General features: G+C 64.3%; 22 protein-coding genes and 1 pseudogene. 15 read left to right on the top strand and 8 right to left on the bottom strand.

The genetic code is table 11. The annotated features are described in order from the left end of the window. Positions 1-62: 62 nt before the first annotated feature. Both P3R82_RS21115 and P3R82_RS21120 read left to right on the top strand, forming a co-directional pair. Positions 63-998 carry a histone deacetylase family protein gene (locus P3R82_RS21115; protein ID WP_283195209.1) on the top strand — a complete coding sequence of 312 codons (936 nt, stop codon included), beginning with the start codon at positions 63-65 and terminating at the stop codon, positions 996-998. Positions 999-1,000: 2 nt separating this feature from the next. Further along, a pseudogene (locus P3R82_RS21120) lies at positions 1,001-1,253 on the top strand (exodeoxyribonuclease VII small subunit). A gap of 31 nt (positions 1,254-1,284) precedes the next feature. On the opposite strand, the gene P3R82_RS21125 reads toward P3R82_RS21120, so the two are convergent. Together P3R82_RS21125 and P3R82_RS21130 are read right to left on the bottom strand one after the other, a co-directional pair. Further along, positions 1,285-1,776 carry a hypothetical protein gene (locus P3R82_RS21125; protein ID WP_283195210.1) on the bottom strand — a complete coding sequence of 164 codons (492 nt, stop codon included), beginning with the start codon at positions 1,774-1,776 and terminating at the stop codon, positions 1,285-1,287. A gap of 4 nt (positions 1,777-1,780) precedes the next feature. Then, the gene (locus P3R82_RS21130; RefSeq protein ID WP_283195211.1) at positions 1,781-2,572 is read right to left on the bottom strand and encodes a hypothetical protein; all 792 of its coding nucleotides are present in this window, start codon (positions 2,570-2,572) and stop codon (positions 1,781-1,783) included. A 274-nt stretch (positions 2,573-2,846) separates the two neighbouring features. On the opposite strand from P3R82_RS21130, the gene P3R82_RS21135 reads away from it, so the two are divergent. The 4 genes from P3R82_RS21135 (at position 2,847) to dxs (ending at position 7,184) form a co-directional block, all read left to right on the top strand. Then, the gene (locus P3R82_RS21135; RefSeq protein WP_283195212.1) at positions 2,847-3,614 is read left to right on the top strand and encodes an SDR family oxidoreductase; all 768 of its coding nucleotides are present in this window, start codon (positions 2,847-2,849) and stop codon (positions 3,612-3,614) included. 69 nt (positions 3,615-3,683) lie between these two features. Further along, positions 3,684-4,181, top strand: a complete 498-nt coding sequence (locus P3R82_RS21140; RefSeq protein WP_283195213.1) for a nucleotidyltransferase domain-containing protein — start codon at positions 3,684-3,686, stop codon at positions 4,179-4,181. 30 nt (positions 4,182-4,211) lie between these two features. Beyond that, a complete protein-coding gene (locus tag P3R82_RS21145) occupies positions 4,212-5,132 on the top strand; it encodes a pirin family protein (RefSeq protein WP_283195214.1) in 921 nt (306 codons plus the stop codon). Between the two features lie 135 nt (positions 5,133-5,267). Next, positions 5,268-7,184, top strand: coding sequence for a 1-deoxy-D-xylulose-5-phosphate synthase (dxs, locus tag P3R82_RS21150; RefSeq protein ID WP_283195215.1), 1,917 nt, complete (start codon positions 5,268-5,270; stop codon positions 7,182-7,184). A gap of 245 nt (positions 7,185-7,429) precedes the next feature. On the opposite strand, the gene P3R82_RS21155 is transcribed toward dxs, so the two are convergent. Continuing rightward, a complete protein-coding gene (locus P3R82_RS21155; protein WP_283195216.1) occupies positions 7,430-8,167 on the bottom strand; it encodes an SDR family oxidoreductase in 738 nt (245 codons plus the stop codon). Between the two features lie 149 nt (positions 8,168-8,316). Between P3R82_RS21155 and P3R82_RS21160 the strand changes: the two genes are divergently transcribed. Next, positions 8,317-9,204 carry an AraC family transcriptional regulator gene (locus P3R82_RS21160; protein ID WP_283195217.1) on the top strand — a complete coding sequence of 296 codons (888 nt, stop codon included), beginning with the start codon at positions 8,317-8,319 and terminating at the stop codon, positions 9,202-9,204. Here the strand turns inward: P3R82_RS21160 and cax are convergent. Next, positions 9,201-10,277: a calcium/proton exchanger gene (gene cax / locus P3R82_RS21165; protein ID WP_283196393.1), complete on the bottom strand. Its 1,077-nt coding sequence runs from the start codon at positions 10,275-10,277 to the stop codon at positions 9,201-9,203. The genes P3R82_RS21160 and cax overlap by 4 nt on opposite strands. A gap of 231 nt (positions 10,278-10,508) precedes the next feature. Between cax and P3R82_RS21170 the strand changes: the two genes are divergently transcribed. Next, complete coding sequence (locus P3R82_RS21170; RefSeq protein WP_283195218.1) at positions 10,509-10,790, top strand: hypothetical protein; 282 nt, start codon at positions 10,509-10,511, stop codon at positions 10,788-10,790. Between the two features lie 36 nt (positions 10,791-10,826). Continuing rightward, the gene (locus P3R82_RS21175) at positions 10,827-11,255 is read left to right on the top strand and encodes a potassium channel family protein (RefSeq protein ID WP_283195219.1); all 429 of its coding nucleotides are present in this window, start codon (positions 10,827-10,829) and stop codon (positions 11,253-11,255) included. 4 nt (positions 11,256-11,259) lie between these two features. Here the strand turns inward: P3R82_RS21175 and P3R82_RS21180 are convergent, their stop codons facing one another. Further along, a complete protein-coding gene (locus tag P3R82_RS21180; protein ID WP_283195220.1) occupies positions 11,260-12,156 on the bottom strand; it encodes a DMT family transporter in 897 nt (298 codons plus the stop codon). A gap of 171 nt (positions 12,157-12,327) precedes the next feature. Here P3R82_RS21180 and P3R82_RS21185 point away from each other — a divergent pair, with 171 nt between their 5' ends. Continuing rightward, positions 12,328-13,218 carry a LysR family transcriptional regulator gene (locus tag P3R82_RS21185; protein ID WP_283195221.1) on the top strand — a complete coding sequence of 297 codons (891 nt, stop codon included), beginning with the start codon at positions 12,328-12,330 and terminating at the stop codon, positions 13,216-13,218. Between the two features lie 69 nt (positions 13,219-13,287). On the opposite strand, the gene P3R82_RS21190 is transcribed toward P3R82_RS21185, so the two are convergent. After that, positions 13,288-15,222, bottom strand: coding sequence for a methyl-accepting chemotaxis protein (locus P3R82_RS21190; protein WP_183902152.1), 1,935 nt, complete (start codon positions 15,220-15,222; stop codon positions 13,288-13,290). A gap of 84 nt (positions 15,223-15,306) precedes the next feature. Between P3R82_RS21190 and P3R82_RS21195 the strand changes: the two genes are divergently transcribed. The 3 genes from P3R82_RS21195 to P3R82_RS21205 all read left to right on the top strand — a co-directional run bounded on the left by P3R82_RS21195 (position 15,307) and on the right by P3R82_RS21205 (position 17,670). Then, positions 15,307-15,447, top strand: coding sequence for a hypothetical protein (locus P3R82_RS21195; protein WP_283195222.1), 141 nt, complete (start codon positions 15,307-15,309; stop codon positions 15,445-15,447). Positions 15,448-15,676: 229 nt separating this feature from the next. After that, positions 15,677-16,423 (top strand): TlyA family RNA methyltransferase, encoded by a 747-nt coding sequence (locus P3R82_RS21200; RefSeq protein WP_283195223.1) that lies wholly within the window; start codon positions 15,677-15,679, stop codon positions 16,421-16,423. Further along, positions 16,420-17,670: a class I SAM-dependent RNA methyltransferase gene (locus tag P3R82_RS21205; protein WP_283195224.1), complete on the top strand. Its 1,251-nt coding sequence runs from the start codon at positions 16,420-16,422 to the stop codon at positions 17,668-17,670. The genes P3R82_RS21200 and P3R82_RS21205 overlap by 4 nt, the downstream gene beginning before the upstream one ends. Positions 17,671-17,697: 27 nt before the next feature. On the opposite strand, the gene P3R82_RS21210 is transcribed toward P3R82_RS21205, so the two are convergent. Next, a complete protein-coding gene (locus P3R82_RS21210) occupies positions 17,698-18,270 on the bottom strand; it encodes a TetR/AcrR family transcriptional regulator (protein ID WP_283196394.1) in 573 nt (190 codons plus the stop codon). 224 nt (positions 18,271-18,494) lie between these two features. On the opposite strand from P3R82_RS21210, the gene P3R82_RS21215 reads away from it, so the two are divergent. Together P3R82_RS21215 and P3R82_RS21220 are read left to right on the top strand one after the other, a co-directional pair. Beyond that, positions 18,495-18,899, top strand: coding sequence for a RidA family protein (locus P3R82_RS21215; RefSeq protein ID WP_283195225.1), 405 nt, complete (start codon positions 18,495-18,497; stop codon positions 18,897-18,899). A 239-nt stretch (positions 18,900-19,138) separates the two neighbouring features. Then, a complete protein-coding gene (locus P3R82_RS21220; RefSeq protein WP_283195226.1) occupies positions 19,139-19,354 on the top strand; it encodes a hypothetical protein in 216 nt (71 codons plus the stop codon). Between the two features lie 81 nt (positions 19,355-19,435). Here P3R82_RS21220 and P3R82_RS21225 read toward each other — a convergent pair whose 3' ends face one another. Next, positions 19,436-21,256 (bottom strand): HAMP domain-containing methyl-accepting chemotaxis protein, encoded by a 1,821-nt coding sequence (locus P3R82_RS21225; protein ID WP_283195227.1) that lies wholly within the window; start codon positions 21,254-21,256, stop codon positions 19,436-19,438. Between the last annotated feature and the right edge of the window lie 125 nt (positions 21,257-21,381).

The raw sequence follows: 21,381 nt of genomic DNA on the forward strand, positions 1-21,381 counted from the left end.
AATCATCGCGCCCTGTCCCATCTGCTGTGGAACATCACGAGGCAGGCAGATAGAGTGATTGCATGAGCACCCGCCTTTACGAACATCCGATCTTTCTGGAACACATCACGCCCGAGGGACACCCCGAGCGATCCGACCGGCTGCGGGCGCTGAACGTGGCGCTGGGGCATCCGCATTTCGACCGGCTGGACCGCCAGCAGGCGCCGCAGGCCTCCGAGGACGCCGTGCTTCTGGCGCATCCGGAAGAGCATCTCTTCGCCGTGATGCGGCAGGTGCCGGAGGAAGACGGCGAGATCAACCAGCTCGAGGCCGACACCTATGCCAGCCCAAAAAGCCTGCAGGCGGCGCTGACGGGGATCGGCGGCGCGATGGCGGCGGTCGACGACGTCTTCACCGGCAAGGCGGACAATGTTTTCGTCGCCTCGCGGCCACCCGGCCACCACGCCGAGAAATCCAAGGCGATGGGCTTCTGCTTCTTCAACAACGCCGCCATCGCCGCCCGCCACGCCCAGCGCCGGCATGGGGCCGAGCGCGTGGCGATCGTCGATTGGGACGTGCACCACGGCAACGGCACGCAGGACATCTTCTGGGACGATCCGTCGGTGCTGTTCTGCTCGACGCACCAGATGCCGCTCTATCCCGGCAGCGGCGCCAAGACGGAGACCGGCGCGCACGACACGATCGTCAACGCGCCATTGTCACCCAATGTCGGCAGCGAGCATTTCCGCGAGGCGTTCAAATCCCGCGTGCTGCCGGCGCTCATCGATTTCCGTCCCGACCTCATCATCATCTCGGCCGGCTTCGACGCGCATCACCGCGACCCGCTGGCGCAGATCAACCTTGTCGGCGAGGACTTCGACTGGGCGACCGGACGGCTGCTCGAAGTGGCCGACAAAAGTGCCGGCAACCGGGTCGTCAGCCTGCTGGAAGGCGGCTATGATCTCGAGGGTCTGGCCGAATCGGCCGGGCTGCACGTTTTGAGAATGATGAAGGGTTGAGTATGACCGACAACGCCAAGCCGGAGGTTTCCGGCCTCTCCTTCGAAAAGGCGGTCGCCGAACTCGAAAGCATCGTCGCGCGGCTGGAACGCGGCGACGTGGCGCTGGACGAGATCCATCGAGATCTACGAGCGCGGCGAAGCGCTGAAGAAGCATTGCGAGACGCTGCTGTCGGCCGCCGAAAACCGCATCGAGAAGATCAGGCTCGACCGCGCCGGCAAGGCGCAGGGCGTGGAGCCTTTGGACGGGGCTTGATCGGCTCGCCCCGCCCGGTTGCGAACCGGCCTCAATTGTCGAGGCTGATCATCACGTAGGCTTCGCCGCCTCTCCTGTCGTGCTGGAAAACAAAGCGCTTTCCCTTGATCGTCGCGACGAAAGGCTTTCCGGATTTGCCACCTTGCGGCGCATCCACCCCGGAGCTTGCGATGACACGAAGAAACTGCGCATAGAGCGTCGGGTCGGAACGATTTTCGCTCGTGACCGCGCATTCCTTTTTGGGTTTGACCTGAACGGACATGGAGCCGTCTTCGGTCATGCCGCCGAACTGCTGATCCGCATCCTTCACGCCATAGCGTTTCGCCTTTGCGGCGGCGGTGGCGAATGTCGGCGCCGATGCAAGGCAGACATCCTTGAAGGCGGCGATTGCGATGTCGTTGCCCTTGCTGCTCTTTGGCGCGGCCGACGCGGTTTGCGGCACGATCAGGCAAGCTACGAGAGCCAGTGCGGCACCGAACCGTGCGGGGCGGTGGGAAATGCGGTCCGTGGAGATCATCTTCATAGGTTTACTTTGCCTCAGGCTTCGGTGTTAGGGCCGACAACAGCAGGACGTAATCGGCCGTGAATTTCGTGTAGGTGATGCGTGGATAGATTTCCGGAACGTTCAGGCGGATGGCATCCTTGAATGTCTGCGGCGCCTCCGAGCCTGCCAGGCGCGCCCGCGCGCTGGTAAAGAATCCACCGCTGCTGATCTGAACGATATCAATGACGCCGGCATCGACGATCTGGCCCTTGCCGATGGTGATCGTATTGTCGCCAAACAGCGTGTTCGGCTCTTTTCCTTGAGCCCCGAACAGGCCGCCATTCCCCGTCCCCATGGATGCGGTGCTGTTGCCGTTCTCACAGGTGATCATGGTCACGGCATAACGACCGGGTTCGATGGGGCGGAAGGAGGTGCGGATATCTCGAACGCCATTCTCCTTGATCAGCGCCGGCACGTTCAGCGTCAGCATTTGCGCGGTCGTCTTGGCAAGCTTCTTAACGATCGCATCGGCACCATAAATGCCGCTGGGCTGTCCGATTTCGGTAAACGCCCCCGAACGGATCTTGCCATCGACGACGTTCTGGAGGCGAACGGTGCCGCGCAGGCAATAGCTGCCATTGAGCGAAACGCGCACGACGGCAGCGGCGCCCTTTTCCGCAACCATGGCGTCCGCCTGCCTGGCGGCATCCTTGCCGTCGGCGCCCATTTTGGTTGAGTTTGGATTGGTGGCGCAGGAGGCCAGGGTGGCGACTGTCGCCAGAAGCGCGGCGCTTTTCGCCAGCCTTCGGATTGGTCCACTTTTATTATATTGCATGTAATAATGGCTTTCAGGTTCGAATGCGCCCCTTGGTTGCATCAATCCCGGAATGAGACAAGAGCATACCAACGCCATGGAGCGGCGAAGTTCCCGTGCGGTAAAACCGCCGTTAATGGCGACCTCCAGATTGTAATTTTCGCATGGCGTCGCCTCTGACATGTTCAGGCCGGGTCGCCCGTTACCCGGGCGTCCGCTTTCGCTCGTTATCCCCCTTGGCCAGCGGTCGAATGGCGGTCTATCATCCCCGAAACACCAGAGGGGACGAGACGGCATGACGGACAGGTTGAAGGGCAAGATCGCGATTATCTCGGGCGGGGCGACCGGCATGGGCGGGGCAGCGTCGAGGCTGTTTGCCGCCGAGGGCGCGAAGGTGGCGATCATCGATCGCAATGGCGAGGCGGCGGCCGAGACCGTGAACGACATCCGGACAGCCGGCGGCGAGGCCGATTTCTGGACGGCGGATGTTTCCGACGAGACCGCGGTGAACGCGGCGGTCGCGGACATCGAGGCCCGCCATGGCGCCGTCACCGTGCTCTTCAACCATGCCGGCACGATCGTCATCAAGCCATTCCTCGAGACGACGCTCGAGGAATGGGACTGGCTGCATGCCGTCAACGTGCGCTCGATGTTCCTGATGACCAAGGCGGTGCTGCCGAAGATGATTGCTTCCGGCGGCGGGTCGATCGTCTGCACCTCGTCGATCTCGGCGGTGGCGGCGACGCCGATGGAGGTGCTCTACGACACGACCAAGGGCGCCGTGCACATGTTCGCGCGCGCGATCGCCGTCGAGTTCCGCGACCGCAACATCCGCTGCAACGCGGTCTGCCCCGGCTTCATCCGCACGCCGCACGGCCTGCGCGAAGTGGCCGACCTGCAAAAACTCGGCGTCGACGTCTCGGACGCTGCGATCGCCGCGCAGCAGGGGCGGATCGGAGAGCCGGAGGACGTGGCGCGCGCAGCCCTTTATCTGGCCAGCGATGAATCGAGCTTCGTCAACGGCGCGCATCTGTTCGTCGACAACGGGTTTACGGCGATGTGAGCGATAGGGCGACTTGGCCGATCGGGGCGGCGTCTCGACCAAGTCGCAGAGGTCGCTTATATTGGCGGCATGGACAAGGATCAGGTCATAGCGATCATTCGCAAGCATGAGGACGCGCTCAGGGCTGAGGGCGTCCTCGGTCTTTCGTTGTTCGGCTCGGTCGCCCGGGGCGAAGCGACAGCGGAGTCCGATATCGATGTCATCGTCGAGCTTACGGACGAGGTGCTGCATTCCGGCTTCGGATATTTCGGGACACTGTATCGTCTGAAAGAGAGACTTGAAGATATCACCGGCCGGCCTGTCGACGTCGTCTCGGAACCGATCGAGAAACCTCGCCTCGCCAAAGAGATCGAAAGAGACCGCCAAGTTGCCTTCTATCAAACCGTGGCTCCGTCTGGCCTGCCCGGCCATGACTGGCAAGGGATAAGGGGCATCGGCAATATCCTTCGCCACGATTATGCAAACGTCATGCTGCCGCGCATATGGGAGCTGATCGAAAAGAATATCCGCCCGCTTCTCAGAGATATAGAATTGGCGATCGAAGCTCACGATGCGGCTGACAAATAAGCTCACCGCTTTCGCCAACGGAGACACCCCATGTCCTTCTTCCCCGGCAAAGACCCCCTCCCCGGCGATGCCTTTGCCTGCGACGCCATCGAGAACCTGATCATCCCCCGTACCAGCGATATCGGCGGGTTTCAGGTCAGGCGGGCGCTGCCGACCAGGCAGCGGCGGCTGGTGGGGCCGTTCATCTTTTTCGATCGGATGGGGCCGGCGATATTGAAGCCGGACGAGGCGCTCGATGTGAAGCCGCATCCGCATATCGGGCTGTCGACCGTGACCTATCTGTTCGACGGCGAGATCCGGCATCTCGATAGCCTCGGCACCGAAAAGGTGATCCGGCCCGGCGATATCAACCTGATGACGGCGGGGCGCGGCATCGTGCATTCGGAGCGCACGCCCGACAATCTGCGCGGCCATCCGCTTTTGATGTCCGGGCTGCAGACGTGGCTGGCGCTGCCCGACGACAAGGAGGAGATCGATCCCTCCTTCGCGCATACGGAAAAGAGCCAAATGCCCGTGATCGACGAGCGCGGGGTGCGCGGGCGGGTGGTGATCGGCGCGTTCGAGGGCATGACCTCGCCGGTGAGCGTGTTTTCCGACACGCTCTATGCCGATATCAATCTCGATGCCGGCGCGAAGTTCCCGTTTTCCGCCGCGCATGAGGAGCGGGCGATCTATGTGCTGTCGGGCGAGGTGGTGATTTCGGGCGACCGATTCGCGGCCGACCAGCTGCTGGTTTTCCGTCCGGGTGACGCGATCACGCTTGAGGGCGGTACCCAAGGCTGTCATCTCATGCTGTTCGGCGGGGCGGCGCTGAACTCGAAGCGATACATCTGGTGGAACTTCGTTTCCTCGTCGAAAGAGCGGATCGAAAAGGCCAAGGAGGAGTGGCGCAGCGGGCGCTTCGACATCGTTCCGGGGGATGAAGAGGAATTCGTCCCTTTGCCGGAGTAGCGTTCTCCTCTAGAAAGGTGGCTTGCGGTTCTTGAAATCGACTTCTTTCACCGCAACTTATGGCCTAAAGGCTATGTGCCCCAAAACGCCTGGAAAAGACGACAAGAACAAGAACGACAAGAAAGAGTGCCTCCCGTGACACAACCGCCGAAGACGCCGCTGCTGGATAAGGTGACCTATCCGGCCGACCTCCGAAAGCTGGAGGATCGCGACCTGCCGCAGCTTGCGCGCGAGGTGCGCGACGAGATGATCGACGCGGTGTCGAAGACCGGCGGGCATCTGGGCGCCGGCCTCGGCGTGGTCGAATTGACGATCGCCATCCACAATGTCTTCAACACGCCGGACGACCGGCTGATCTTCGATGTCGGGCACCAGTGTTATCCGCACAAGATCCTGACCGGCCGTCGCGACCGCATCCGCACGCTGCGCCAGGAAGGCGGGCTCTCGGGCTTTACCCGCCGCGCCGAGAGCGAATACGACCCCTTTGGCGCCGCGCACTCCTCGACCTCGATCTCGGCCGGCCTCGGCATGGCCGTCGCCTCCGATCTTTCCGGCGCCAAGCGCAACGTCATCGCCGTGATCGGCGACGGCGCGATGTCGGCCGGCATGGCCTATGAGGCGCTCAACAATGCCGGCGCGCTCGATGCGCGGCTGATCGTCATCCTCAACGACAACGACATGTCGATCGCGCCGCCGACGGGTGCCATGAGCGCCTATCTGGCGCGTCTGGCCTCGGGCCGCACCTATATGGGCATGCGCGAAGTCGGCAAGAAGCTGACCAGCTATCTCGGCAAGTCGGTCGATCGCGCCATCACCCGCGCCGTCGAGCATGCGCGCGGCTACGTGACCGGCGGCACCATGTTCGAGGAGATGGGCTTCTACCATATCGGACCGATCGACGGGCACTCCTTCGAGCACCTGCTGCCGGTGCTGCGCAACGTGCGCGACAACGCGCATGGGCCGGTGCTGATCCATGTTGTCACGCAGAAGGGCAAGGGCTACGCGCCGGCGGAGGCCGCCGCCGACAAGTATCACGGCGTCAACAAGTTCGATGTCATCACCGGCGCGCAGGCGAAGGTGAAGCCGAACGCGCCGAGCTACACCGCCGTGTTCGCCGAAGCGCTGGTGCAGGAGGCCGAGCTCGACGACAAGATCGTCGGCATCACCGCCGCCATGCCGAGTGGCACCGGGCTCGACAAGCTGGCCGATGCGTTCCCGTCGCGCTGTTTCGATGTCGGCATCGCCGAACAGCATGCCGTGACCTTCGCCGCCGGACTTGCCGCCGAGGGCTACAAGCCGTTCACAGCGCTTTACTCGACCTTCCTGCAGCGCGCCTTCGACCAGGTGGTGCACGACGTGGCGATCCAGGGCCTGCCGGTGCGCTTCCCGATCGACCGCGCCGGCTTCGTCGGCGCCGACGGGCCGACGCATGCGGGCTCGTTCGACACGACCTTCCTGGCCACGCTGCCGGGCTTCGTCGTCATGGCCGCCGCCGACGAGGCGGAACTGAAGCACATGGTGCGCACCGCCGCCGCCTATGACGCCGGCCCGATCTCCTTCCGCTATCCGCGCGGTGAAGGCGTCGGCGTCGAGATGCCGGTTCGCGGCGAGATCCTGCAGATCGGCAAGGGCCGGATCGTCAAGGAGGGCACCAAGGTGGCGCTTCTCTCCTTCGGCACGCGCCTGGCGGACTGCCTGCTCGCGGCCGAAGACCTCGATGCCGCAGGGCTTTCGACCACGGTTGCCGATGCGCGGTTCGCCAAGCCGCTCGACCACGACCTGATCCGCCAGCTGGCGCGTCACCACGAGATGCTGATCACTGTCGAAGAAGGTGCGGTCGGCGGTTTCGGCAGCCATGTGCTGCAGTTCCTTTCGACCGAGGGGCTGCTCGACAACGGGCTGAAGGTGCGCTCGCTCGTGATGCCCGATCTCTGGGTTGAGCAGGCCAAGCCCGAGGTGATGAACGCACAGGCCGGGCTCGACCGGGCCGGGATCGTCGGCACCGTGTTCAGGGCGCTTGGCCGGCCGGCGGCTGTCGGGTTCGCTGGGTAAGCGGGTTGAGTGAACGCCCGGCCTTTGCGGGTTGCTCAGTAAGCTAACCCGGAGCAAGAATTACCCCCTCTGCCCTGCCGGGCATCTCCCCCACAGGTGGGGAGATTGGCTGGGCTTGCCCGCTCGCTCCACGCTCATTGTTTGGCGTAGACCTTTCAACGGGTCGATCTCCCCCCTTGTGGGGGAGATGTCCGGCAGGACAGAGGGGGGTGTCACGGGCTCAAAGCAAGCCGCTGCCCTCCCCCTCACAACCCCGCATTGGCCGTCGGGCGCACGACGATGTCGTTGACGTCCACGTCGGCGGGTTGGTCGATGGCGTAGAGGATGGCGCGGGCGATGGCGTCGGGTTTCAGCGCGACGGCGCGGTAGGCGACCATGGCTTCGGCGGCGAAGGGTTCGGTGATGGTGTCGGCGAGTTCGGATTCGACCACGCCGGGATAGACGCAGGTGACGCGCAGGATCTTGTTTTCCTGCCTCAAGCCATCCGAGACCGCCCGCACCGCATACTTCGTCGCGCAATAGACCGCCGCTGTCGGCGAGACGGCGAGGCCGCCGACGGAGGAGACGTTGATGATCTGGCCGGATTGCTGGGCGTTCATAGCGGGCAGCACGGCTGCGATGCCATAGAGCACGCCCTTGATGTTGACGTCGATCATCCGGTCCCACTCCTCGACCTTCAGCGAGGACATCAGCGACAGCGGCATGACGCCGGCATTGTTGACGAGGACATCGACGCGGCCGAACTCCGCGATGGCGGCATCGACGAAGGCCTGCATATCATTGCGGTCGGTGACATCGAGCGCTCTCGAGATGACGACACCGCCCGCGGCGCGGATTTCCCCGCTCAAAGCGTCCAGGCGGTCGGTTCGGCGCGCGCCGATGACCAGTTTCGCGCCGGCGAGGCCGAGTTCGCGGGCCGCAGCGGCGCCGATGCCGCTGCTGGCGCCAGTGATCAGCACTACCTTGTTGTTCATATCGGTCATGTCTTGCTCCTCAAGCGATCTGTTGACCGAGACAGGATCGCGCTGACTGGACCTGTCGCGGTAGACGGCTTTTCCGAAATTCTTGCACGATCCTCCGAAACGGGATGATAACCCTTGGCAAAGCGCGCGAGACGTCCGATGCTGGCGTCATGGAAACAATCACCGATCTTGCGGCCCTGATCGACCGCCATGCCCGTGTGGATGGAAACTTCGACACCTTGTTGCCGCGCGTCGGCGTTATACGATCCTCGGCGACAACAGAGCCGCTGCATACGCTCTACAAGCCCTCCTGCTGCATCGTGGCGCAGGGGCGCAAGCGGGCGACGATCGGCGATACCAGCTATGTCTACGATGCCGCGCATTATCTCGTGGTCGGCGTCGATCTGCCGGTCATCGGCGCGGTGATAGAGGCGAGCCCTGACGCGCCCTATCTCTGCCTAAGGCTGGAGTTCGACCGCACGCTTCTGAACGAGATGATCGCGGGGCAACCTGCGCGCGACGAGAACCCGGCGGCCGCGCGGGTGAGCGAGACGACACCGCGGCTGGTCGACGCGGCGGCGCGGCTGCTTGGTCTTCTCGATGCGCCCGAGGATGCGCCGGTTCTGGCGCCGCTTGTCGAGCGGGAGATCTTGCATCGGCTGATATCGGGACCGCAGGGCGGGCTGATCCGACAGATCGCCAGCGGCGAGAGCCGACTGAACCAGATCGGCCGGGCGGTGGATTATGTCTGCCGCAATTTCGGGAGCCCGTTCGCGATCGAGGAACTGGCCGATATCGCCGGCATGAGTTCGTCGTCCTTCTACGAGCATTTCCGCGCGGCGATGGCAATGAGCCCGCTTCAGTTTCGCACCCAGATCCGCCTGCAGGAGGCGCGGCGGCTGATGATCGTCGAGGGCATGACGGCGGCCGAAGCGGGGTTTCGCGTCGGATATGACAGCCCCTCGCAGTTCAACCGCGACTATGTCCGCGTGCACAAGGAAACGCCGAAGCGGGATGTGGCACGGATGCGCACGTCTGCGAACTTTGCCGGATTCTAGGAAGCGGCGGGCGGCAGCAGGAACAGGGTCAGGCCGAATATGGCATAGACGGCGAGTGCCAGAACGCCGACATACCAGGCGCCACGCCCGCCGTTGGACAATAGCGCCGCCGCCAGCATGGCGAGGAACATCATGGCCACCGCGCCCGGCCAGAACTGCAGCGACATGGGCTCGGGACCGATCACGTAGCTGAGGATCACGAGGACGGGCGCGACGAAGAGCGCTATCTGCGAGGCGCTTCCGAGCGCGATGCTGACGCTGAGATCGAGCCGATTGGCGCGGGCGGCCGAGAAAGCCGCGGTCATTTCCGCAGCCGCACCAACGAGCGCCACGACGATGAAGCCGACGAAGGCCGGCGTCATGCCCATCTTCTCGGCGGCGGCCTGTACCGAGCCGACGAAGACCTCGCTGATCAGCGCGACGAAGAGCGTCACCACGACCAGGATGATGATGCTGGTCGACATCCCCCAGCCGCCATGGTGCTCCTCGGCCTCGCCGACGCTGGCGAAGAGTTCGCGGTGGGTCTTCAGCGAAAACAGCATGCCCATGGCGTAGACGGCGATCAGGATCACGGCGAGGCCGAGGCTCAGCGCCTGGACCATCTCCGGCCCCTGGTCCGCCCGGCTGACCAGCGAGGGTACGAACAGAGCGACGGTGGCGAGAAAGAGCAGCGACGCCTGGAAGCGGGCGCTGACGCGGTTGAACTCCTGCAGGTGATGCTTGAGGCCGCCGAGCAGGAAGGAGCCGCCGAGCATGAACAGCGTGTTGGTGACGATGGCGCCGGCGATCGAGGCCTTGACCAGCAGATACTGTCCCGCCTGCAGGGCAGCGAGGGATATGACGAGTTCGGTGAGGTTTCCAAGCGTCGCGTTCAACAGGCCGCCGACGGCGTCACCCGTTCGGGCGGAGACGGCTTCGGTCGCCCGGCTGAGCAGGGCCGCGAGCGGAATGATGGCGAGGACCGAGAGGATGAAGAGCAACGTGTGCGCATCGGGTGCCGCGATATCCGTCAGGATCACGACGGGCACGAATACGAGCAGCGCCAGAAGCGGCGCGGCGCGAAGCTCGGCCATCGCCGTCGCGACCAGCCCCGAGGGCCCATGTTTGCGCTGAACGTCCTGCACGGCGGGCTCCATCCGGATTTTCGCGCGGTCGAGCATAGGAGCCTGGCGGCCGGCCTGCATTGCGCGCGATCAAGCCGCCGCGAAGATTGCCGCGTTTCGCCTGCAAGATTGATCCTGCGCAATGCGGAACGCCTGCTGGATGCTAGGCTGGCCCGGATGAAAGCGAGGGGTGTGGTCTGAATGAAGTCAGGAGCGGCGAGCGGAGCGCGGTACGACATCGTGCCGGGCCGCCATGGCCTTGTCGATGTCATCGACCGGACGACGGGCGTGCCTGCCGAGGCCGGGGTGACGGCAATCCTGCTTGAGCCGCGCGAGGCAAGGGAGCTTGTGCGCTGGCTCGTCCATCGCGTGCATATAGAGGGTGGCGGATGTGCCGAGCGGCCGGAATGCGTCCATCATGACGTGCCGTCTCGCCACCTGATGCACAGCCTGAAAGCGGCGGCGCTCGCCGGGCAATATTGACCCACGTCTTCTGCCAATCTCTCCCGGGGAGGTCCAGTGCCTGTCAACTTTCTCCTCGCCACCGCCCTGATCGCGGCCACCGTCGCCATACAGGCCGTTTTCATGGAAATCGGGCTTCGTTTCATCAGGCGCGCGGAGCCGGGATATCTCGGCCGCCATGCCACGATCGCGACCGTCGTCTGGATCAGCTATCTGCTCATCCCGATCAGTCTCGATATCTATCTGTGGGCACTTCTCTACTACCTGATCGGGGCGCTGCCGTCGCTTGACGACGCCATCTATTTCTCCACCGCCACCTTCACGACCGTCGGATATGGCGATGTCGTGCTCGGCAAGGAGTGGCGGCAGATTTCGGTATTCGAGGCCGTCAACGGCTGGATCATCTTCGGCTGGGCGACGGCGCTGATCATGGCGGTCATCCAGCGCCTGTATTTCCGCGCGGACGGGAAGGCGAACGACGCGTGAGGTATCAGCCCCGCGAGGTCATGAAGACACCGACCAGCGTGACGCCAAGACCGACGAACATCGCCACCGTCAGCGGCTCGGAAAACAGCGCCCAGGCCCATAGCATGGTGACCGGCGGGCTGAGATAGATCGCGGCGCTGACCTTGGTGACCGGGAAGAGCCGCAGGCTGGTGTAATAGACCGAATAGGCGGCGAAGGTGGCGATCAACACCAGCCAGACCATGCCGATGGCGAAGTTTTGGGTCATCGGCGGCGCGATGTCGCCCTGCAGCAGGGCGCAGATACCGAAGAGCACCGAGCCGGTCAGCGTGTGGATGCACAGGCTTTGGTGCACCGGCATGTGGCCGACGCGCCGGCGCTTGTGGAGCACGGAGGCGAGCGCGAAGATCAGCATCGAGCCGACGGTCAATCCGTAAGCCCATAGGGGTGCAGAGCCGAAGCTGAGGCTGTCGATCGACACGATCAGCACGCCCGCGACGGCGATCGCCGTGCCCAGCCACTGGCGGCCGCTCAGGCGTTCGCCCAGCACCGGCTGCGACAGGGTGGCGATGGCGAGCGGCAGCAGATCCGAGATCAGCGCCACGAGCCCCGTCGGCACCCGCTGCTCGATCGCCAGCGCGAAACCGCCCAAATAGAGAAACACCGACATGACGCCGAACCACATCTGCCCGGCCACCGCCTTCCATTGCATGCGCGGGCCGATGGTCAGGGCGAAGGGGAGCAGGATCACGCCCGACAGGAGCGTGCGCCAGAACAGCACAAGCACGACGCTTGCTTCCTCGCTGGCATAGCGGATACCGACGAAACCGGAGCTCCAGCCGATGATCAGCAACGTGGCCATCAGCGGCCACAGGAAGCGGCGTTGCTGCGCTGTGGTGGCGGTCAGTGCCTGGTCCGTCATCGTGATCCCTGTCGTGCGTGTGCCATCGAGGCAATAAGCCATCGCCGACGGCCAGGCACATGACAAATTTCGATCACCGCATGACTTTCAAGCGATATGGGTCATGGATGTTTGCAAATACTGGCCCGGCGTTGCATCCTCGTCGGCAGGCAACGAGAAGAGCAAGACGAGATGAACGACCTGAACAACCGGCGACTGGAGATCGACGCGCTGCGCGCCATCTGGGCGATCCGCCATCACGGCGGCATCACACGGGCGGCGGAAGCGCTCGGCCTGTCGCAATCGGCGGTCAGCCACAAGATCAAGCGGCTGGAAACAAGCCTTGGCTGCGAACTGTTGAACCGCAAGGCGGGCGCCACCGCCTTTACCACCGAAGGCGAGGAACTTCTCGACTATGCCGGCCGCATTCTCGGGCTGCACGACGAGGCGCTGCTCAGCCTGTCGAAGACGACGCTTGCCGGACGGATCGCGCTCGGGCTGACGGAGGACACGACCTGCTCGGCGCTCGCCCATATTCTCGGCCGCTTCCGTCGCCTGCATCCCGATGTTTCCGTGCGCACGCAGGTGCGCATGAGCCTGGTCTTGAGGGCGATGCTCGAGCAGGGCGAACTCGACGCGGCGATCGTGCAGGTGTTCTCTCACGAGGTGCGCCCGACCGATGTCGTCCTGTTTCGCGAAACGCTGCATTGGGTGAAGCATCCGGGCCTGCTCTTGCCGCAGAGCACGTCCGTGCCCTTCCTCTCCTTCCACGACGATTGCTTCTACCGCCACTGGGCGCTCGATATCGGGCAGGATGGCGGGATCATGCTGGAGACGGTGTTCGAATGCGCGAGTGCCGCGGGCATCGTCGCCGCCGTCAGCGCGGGCATGGGGGTGGCGCTGCTCAACGAACGGCATCTGCGGCCCGAGATGCAGATCATTACCGACCGTTTCCCAGATCCGCCCGGTCTCGTCTATGTGGTGCGGCGGGGCCGCAAGGTGCGCAATGCCGCACTCGACACGCTGGTGGCGGAGATCGAGAGCGAGATCAGCCGGTACGGCGGACTGGCGCTGGCGAGCTAGGCTCTGAACGCGAAAGGGGCCGCGCGATGCGCAGCCCCTTCCCTTTCCTATCGATAATCAGGCGTTCGATCAGAACTCCGACCATTCTTCCTTGACGGCCGCGGCACTGGCACCGCCACCACCGAAGGCGCGGGCAACGCTGCGCTTCAGCGCGTTGGCCGGCGAAGCGACCGGGCGCGAGGCCGGGGTTGCCGTTGCCGCGCGCGGCGCGGCACGGTCGTTGCCGAGGTTGAACTGCCGCAGCAGATCGTCCAGCGCCGTGGCCTCCTGGGCAAGCGAGTGGCTGGCGGCCGTCTGCTCCTCGACCATGGCGGCGTTCTGCTGGGTGCCCTGGTCCATGTTGTTGACGGCCGTGTTGATCTCCTGCAGGCCGATCGACTGTTCGCGCGTGGCGGTGACGATGGCGCCGACGTGGCGGTTGATCTCCTGCACGGCGCCGACGATCTCCGACAGCGCCTTGCCGGTTTCGCCGACCAGCGAGACGCCGGCATTGACCTGCGTGCCCGAGGTGTTGATCAGCGCCTTGATTTCCTTGGCGGCATTGGCGGAGCGCTGGGCGAGCTCGCGCACTTCCTGGGCGACGACGGCGAAGCCCTTGCCGGCTTCACCGGCGCGCGCGGCCTCGACGCCGGCGTTGAGCGCAAGCAGGTTGGTCTGGAAGGCGATGTCGTCGATGACGCCGATGATGTTGGAGATCTCGCCCGAGGACTTCTCGATCTCCTGCATGGCGGTGACGGCCTTGCGGACGACCTCGCCGGAGCGCTCGGCGCCGAGACGGGTGCGCTCGACGAGCTGGCCGACATCCTCGGCGCGCTTGGCGCTGTCACGGACCGTCGTGGTGACCTCTTCGAGCGCCGCAGCCGTTTCCTCGACGGCGGCGGCCTGCTGCTCGGTGCGGCGGGCCAGATCGTCGGCGGCGGTGCGGATCTCGCCGGCGCCGGCATTGATGGCGGACGCGTTGTGGCCGACGGACTGCAAGGCTGCCTGCAGCTTCTCGACGGCATGGTTGAAGTCATCGCGCAGGCGGTCGAACTGAGCCGCGAACGGGGTGGTGATGCGGATCGCGACATTGCCGTTGGCAAGGCCGGAGAGGCCATCGGCGAGGTTGTCGATGGCGAAGCGCAAGTCGCTTTCCTCACGTGCCTTCTGCTCGTCGCCCAGCTGGCGCTGGCGCTCGGCATCTCCACGCATGCGGTCGGTTTCGCCGGCCAGACGCAGCTTCTCGATCGCCGCGTTCTTGAACACCAGTACCGACTGCGCCATGCGGCCGACTTCGTCCTGGCGATCGAGCGCCGGGACATCGGTATCGTTCTGGCCACCGGCCAGGCGGCCCATGGCCGAGGTCATGCCGACGATCGGGCGCACGATGCTGCGCGACAGCATCCAGGCAAGCACGACGGCGGCAAGCGCTGCGAAAATGCCGCCGAGGAGCAGCGTCATGTTGAGCGTTGCGGTGGCGTCGGCCTTGATCGCGGAGAGGGCGGCGGATTCGTCGCGCGCGGCCTGCTTGATCTTGGCCGAGGCCTGGCGGAAGCCGTCGAGCTGACCCTTGGTTTCGTTGACGCCGATCTTGACGATCTGGTCGATCGGCATGTCGGTTTCCTTGCGCGCCTTGGCCTGCGGCACCGCGAGCTGGTTGAAGTAAAGGTCGGCGGCCTTCTGCATGCCGTCGATCTGGGCCACGAACTCGGCCTTGCCGGCAGCCGTCTGCTTGGCGGCGGCGATCGCGTTCAGCATGCGGTCGCGGTTGGCATAGAGATCGCCATAGGTGCTGTCGCTCTTGAAGAGCAGGAAGCCGCGCAGGTTGACGGCCTGCTCAAGCATGGCCTGCAGCGCGTCGTCGATCTGGTTGACCAGATGTTCCGACCGCTTTTCCTCGATGGCAGCATCCGTCACGGCGCCGGCCTTCGAGTAGACGAAGGCGGACACGGACACGAAAATGAGAATGAGAGCCGCGAAGGTCGCGGCGAGCTTACCGTTCAGGGACATGTTTCCAGCAAACATAAGTCGGTCTTTCCTGGGCGTCTGGCGCCATGGCAAATCGGGCACGCATCAGCGCGTGCGGGGGGAACATCAACGATGTGAAACATGATCGACGGTGAGATTTATTGCCTTCATGGCGAACGCGGCTTTCGGCCGCTGCAATCGACGGCGACCCTAGCCACGGAAAATTTAAAATTGTTTAAGTCGGCGCGGCAACTGGTCGCAGTTTTTAGCCGCAGCTACTGAATTCTCGGGGATTCCACCCGTTTGACGCTCTCAGGACACACGCAATCATGGCGCAGGTTGTAGGTCTCGTTTCTCTTTCCTAGAGACCTCTAATCTTCCGCAGACCTCCATGGCGCGGCGACGGGCGGGCCGGCGCGACCGGTCCCGGATACGGCGCGGGACGGACGCTTCGGCGGCGCCGGCCAACAAAAGGCTTGCAACGCGCCGTTTTGCCCGGCATGGACAGGCCATGTCCGATCAAAATACACAACGTATCGACCAGCTGCTCGTCAGCCTGGGTCTTTTCGCCAGCCGCTCGCGCGCCCGCGACGCGGTCAGCCGCGGCACCGTCAAGGTCGACGGCAAGGTGGTCACCAAGGCCGGCGCGGTCTTCGGCGAGGATGTCTCGATCGAGATCGACGACCCCGCACAGGACTACGTCTCGCGCGCGGCGCTGAAGCTTGCGGCGGCGCTGGATCACTTCAAGCTCGATCCGACCGGCCATCACTGTCTCGATGTCGGCGCGTCCACCGGCGGCTTTACCGAAGTGCTGCTCGAGCGCGGCGCCGCGCACGTGACCGCGATCGACGTCGGCCACGGCCAGATGCATCCGCGGCTTGCCGCAAACCCCGACGTGACCAATATCGAGGGGCTGAACGCGCGCAATCTGGAGGCCGAGGATATCGGCCATCCCCTCACCTTCATCGTCTCCGACGTTTCCTTCATCACGCTGAAGCTGGCGCTGGCGCCGGCGCTCGATCTGGCTGAACCGGGTGCGACCGCCGTGCTGCTGGTCAAGCCGCAGTTCGAGGCCGGCCGCGAGGCGATCGGCAAGGGCGGCATGCTGAAGGACCCGTCGACCGCGCCCGCCGTCGCCGCCGAACTGGAGCGCTGGTTCGTCGAGGACATGGGCTGGACCAGCCTCGGGCTCATCCCCTCGCCGATCTCGGGCGGCGACGGAAACCAGGAATATCTACTCGCAGGAACCAAGCCGTGAGCACTGAAACTGTCACCATCCAGAAGCTCGGCGCCCAGGGCGACGGCATCGCCAACGGCACTGATGGACCCGTCTACGTGCCCTTCACGCTGCCGGGCGAAACGGTCGCCATCGCGCGCATCAAGAGCCAGGGCACGGTGATGTCGATCACCACGCCCTCGCCGGACCGGCAGGAACCGCACTGTCGGCACTTCGGCCCCGATGGCGTCAACGGCACCTGCGGCGGCTGCACGCTGCAGCACGCGGGCGACGCGCTCTATCGCGGTTTCAAGCGGCAACTGGTGATCGATGCGCTGAAATCCAAAGGTCTTACACCCGAGGTCGGCGAACTCGTCGTCGCCCATCCCGGCGAGCGCCGGCGCGTGACATTCGCGGCGCGCAAGACCGAAAAAGAGATGTTGATCGGTTTCAACCAGGCCGAAAGCCACCACCTCGTCAATATCGAGGAATGTCCCATCTCGTCGGCAAGCCTCGTCGCCCGGCTGCCGGCGATCAAGGCGATCGGTGCGGCACTTGCCGTCAATGCCGAGGCGTTCCGTATCACCGTGCTCGAAACGGCGACGGGCCTCGACATCGCCGCCGACGGCCTCAAGACGCTTTCGGACCAGCAGCGGCGCAAGGCAACCGAAACCGTGCTTTCGATGCGCGGGATCGCGCGGGTATCGGTCAACGGCGAGATCCTGATCGAGCCGGTGAAGCCGATGCTCGATTTCGGCGGCGTCAACGTTTCGCCGCCGGCCGGAAGCTTTACACAGGCGACCAAGCCCGCCGAGGAAGCGATGGCGGAGCTGGTGCTTGCCCATGTCGGCAAAGCCAAGCGCATCGCCGACCTCTTCGCCGGCACGGGCACCTTCTCGCTCAGGCTGGCGCGGATCGGCCGGGTGCATGCGGTGGAGAGCGAAGACAAGCCGCTTGCAGCGCTCGACCACGCCGCGCGCAATACGCAGGGGATCAAGCCCGTCAGCGTCGAGCGCCGCGACCTGTTTCGCCGGCCGCTGATGACCTCGGAACTGAAGGTCTACGATGCCGTCGTCTTCGATCCGCCGCGCGCCGGCGCCGAGTTCCAGTGCAAGGAACTTGCCCGCTCCACGGTGAAGAAGATCGCCGCCGTCAGCTGCAACCCGCTGACGCTCGCGCGCGACCTCGCGATTCTCGTCGAGGGCGGCTATCGCATCACCTCAGTGACGCCGATCGACCAGTTCCTGTGGACCTCGCATGTCGAGGTGGTGGCGACGCTGGAGAAGTAATCCGGCGTCCCCGCGACCGGATAGAAATCAGCCTTCGGTCCGCAACAGGCCGCCGGCGAGATGCTTGAAGGCATCGACGACCTTTTCCAGCACCGCATGCGGATCATCGGCCGCGGCGATCCAGAGGGCCGCGTTGAGCGCCGCGCCGTTGATCAACCGCGCGGCCGCCTCGGCGTCCACGGGCTTGACGATACCATCAGCGATCAGCGCCTCGATCGTCCGCGTGGAGGTGCGCAGGCACGCGGTCTGGTTCGGCCATTGCGAGGGATCGCCGAGCACCGCGGGGCCATCGAGCAGCATGATCCGCTGGATCTCGGGCTCGAGCGCCATCTCGATATAGGCGATGCCTTCGTTGAGAAAGCCCTCCCAGGGCGTCCTGCCCTTGGCCTGCGCGGCACGCTGGCGCACCAGCATTTCGGCGTCGATCTGGTCGATGACGGCCTGCAGCAGGCCCTTCTTGTCACCGAAATTGTGATAAAGCGCGCCGCGCGTCAGCCCGGCCTCGGCTGTGAAATCATCCATCGACGAGGCGGCGTAACCCTTTGTGGCGAAAGCCTTTCGGCCGGCCTCGATGAGCTTTGCCCGGGTTTCCTCGACCATTTGCGCCCGCGTTCTTGCCGTCACCGTTGTCTCCACAAATCAACATACGCGGCGTATGCATATTGACATACGCCGCGTATGCCTCCTATATTCACATACGGGGCGTATATCATTCCCGCCCTTGATAGTGAAGAGCAGAGATCCAGGTGACCTATCAGCAACGTGTCGCGCCCCTGGCGTGGCGGCGGCGCTTGGATTTTGCCTTGTCAAAACAGGAGCATGACATGACCAAACGCAACGCGATCTTCCCGGCCGGCAGGCAGGCGCTTTATGAAATCAACAGCTATTCGGCGGCGATCCGCTCCGGCGATCTCCTTTTCGTATCCGGTCAGGTGGGTAGCCGCGAGGACGGATCGCCCGAGCCTGATTTTCCGAAGCAGGTACAGCTCGCCTTCGACAATCTCGCGGCGGTGCTGAAAGCCGCCGGCGCCGGCTTCGACGACATTATCGACGTCACCAGCTTTCATACCGATCCCGAAAACCAGTTCGCGGCGGTAGACGACGTTCGTCTGAAGGTGTTCAGCGACAAGCCCTATCCGAACTGGACGGCCGTCGGCGTGAACTGGCTGGCGGGCTTCGATTTCGAAATCAAGGTGATCGCCCGCATCCCCTCCTCCGCCGAAGCGTAAATGCGTGCGGCCGGCAACCTGGCGCCATTCGCGGACATGTGCCGTCGCGCCGAGGCGCATGTCGAGCGTTTCCGCCATGAACGAAGCTTTGCCGGCGGGTGGATATACGAATGGATGAATGCTTGGTGTATCAAGAATGAAACACCAAGCATCTCTACAACGATTCAAGATGGATGATCTATAAATTCATCTATGATAAATAATCTCCGTGTATCAATGGATAATACACGGAGGGTTATATGTTTGTTATTTCCATTGATGATCATGGCGACGAACGAAACTTCCTGGCGACATCCTTCAATATTGACAGGGGCGTCGTCATTGCCACGATATGCGGCCTGAAGCGCAAATTCGATGCAGCCGATGTCATCGATATTCTACCGGTGGAACCGCTGTCGGATCGCAATGATCGCTTCATCGCGGCGCAGCCAGAGCGCCAGCGGATGCACGGATAACCGGCTTTACCGATTTTTCCAAGTCCCCAGAAGAACGCCCGCGACATGCGCGGGCGTTTTGTCGTTCATGGCGCCGATCGGTCAGGCCGCGGCGTAGCGGCGCGTCATCGCGTGATCGCCCGGCTGCAGGTTGAACTGCCCTAGCAGATGCATCAGCTTGGCCGCTTCCTGGGCGAGGCCATGGCTTGCGGCTGTCTGCTCCTCGACCATGGCGGCATTCTGCTGAGTGCCCTGGTCCATGGTGTTGACGGCGGTGTTGATCTCGGCAAGCCCTGTCGACTGCTCACGGGTGGCGGTGACGATCGCATCGACGTGCCGGCTGATGTCCTGAACCTGACCGACGATGGTTTCCAGCGACTTGCCGGTCTCGCCGACCAGGCTGACGCCGGAGCGGACCTGGGCGTTGGAGGCCGAGATCAGGGTCTCGATCTCCTTGGCGGCGACGGCCGAGCGCTGCGCGAGCTCGCGCACTTCCTGGGCGACGACGGCGAACCCCTTGCCGGCTTCACCCGCGCGCGCCGCCTCGACGCCCGCATTGAGCGCGAGCAGGTTGGTCTGGAAGGCGATGTCGTCGATGACGCTGACGATATTGGCGATCTTCTGCGAGGATTGCTCGATCTCGGTCATGGCGGAGACGGCCTTGCGGACGATGTTGCCGGACTCCTCGGCGCCGCCACGGGTGCGCGACACCAGGCTGCCGGCCTCCTCGGCGCGGCGGGCGGTATCCTTGACCGTGGTGGTGATCTCTTCCAGCGCCGCGGCCGTCTCCTCGATCGAGGCGGCCTGCTGTTCGGTGCGGCGTGCAAGGCCATCGGCGGCGTTGCGGATTTCTCCGGCGCCGGCGTCGATGGCGTGGGCGTTGTAGCCGACCTCCTGCAGCGCTTCGCTGAGCTTGGCGACCGAGGTGTTGAAATCATTGCGCAGGCGATCGAGGTGATCGGCGAAGGGCTGCTCGATGCGGTGGGCGAGATCGCCGGCCGACAGCGCGCCCAGGGCACCCGCCAGCGCCTCGACGGCGTGACCGATGTCGGCCGCCTCGCGCGCCTTGGCGGCTTCGTTGCGGGCGCGTTCGTCGCGGGCATGCGCGCGGCTGTCCTCGGCGCTGCGTTCGAGATCGAGCCGGGCAAAGGCATTGTCGCGGAAGACGGAGACGGCGGCGGCCATGTCGCCGATCTCGTCATGGCGGCTTGAATAGGGAACAGCGGCCTCGAGATCGCCATCGGCAAGGCGGGCCATGCGCGCGGCGATGGTCGTGATCGGCCGCGAGATGCGCTTCCAGGCGAGGTAGGCGGCGGCGATGGCGGCGGCGAGAGCGACGGCGAGGCCGGCGACGATCGAGACCGTGCCGGCGTAATAGTTTCCGGCGGCCGAGACGAGAGCCGCGTCGGTCGACTGACGGTCCCTGGCGATCATGCCGTCGATCAGCGTCTGGATGTTGTTGGCCGACATCGACAGCTCGCCGCGATAGAGCGAATTGGCCTGGCTGCGCTTGTTGTCGAGGGCGAGCGCTATAATCTTGTCGGCGACGGCGGCGTCATTATTGAGCGCCTTCTGCAGCCGCCCGAAATTCTGGGTCATGTACTCGCTTTTCGGCTGCTTTTCGAAAGCATCGATGGCGGCATCAAGCCGCTGGCGGCGGGTCTTCAGCGTGGTCTCGGCATTGCGGAAATCGGTCTTTCCCGAGGCCAGGAGATAGTCGGCATAGCTGCGGCGCACGTCGTTCAGCGTGGTGACGATGGTGCTCAGACGCTCGGTATTCGGGATATTGCGGGCGCCGATCTCGCGCGTATTGGCTTCGAGACTGGTGAGCGCGACGGCGGCGATGGCGCCCTGAACCAGCGATATGGCGACGAGGGACAGGAAGAGCACCGGAAGCAGCGTCTTGATCTTCATTTTGAACATAGCGGGTCTCGAATGCGGCCGACCGACGTGTCAGCGATCGGAGAACCGATCCGCTGGCGTCCGCGCCTCTGATTGTGCCGGAAAAGGGGCCGGGCGCTGATGCCCGTGCTGCGTCATGCATTGCC

The organism is Rhizobium sp. AN80A (assembly GCF_030053015.1).
GTDB lineage: Bacteria > Pseudomonadota > Alphaproteobacteria > Rhizobiales > Rhizobiaceae > Rhizobium > Rhizobium metallidurans.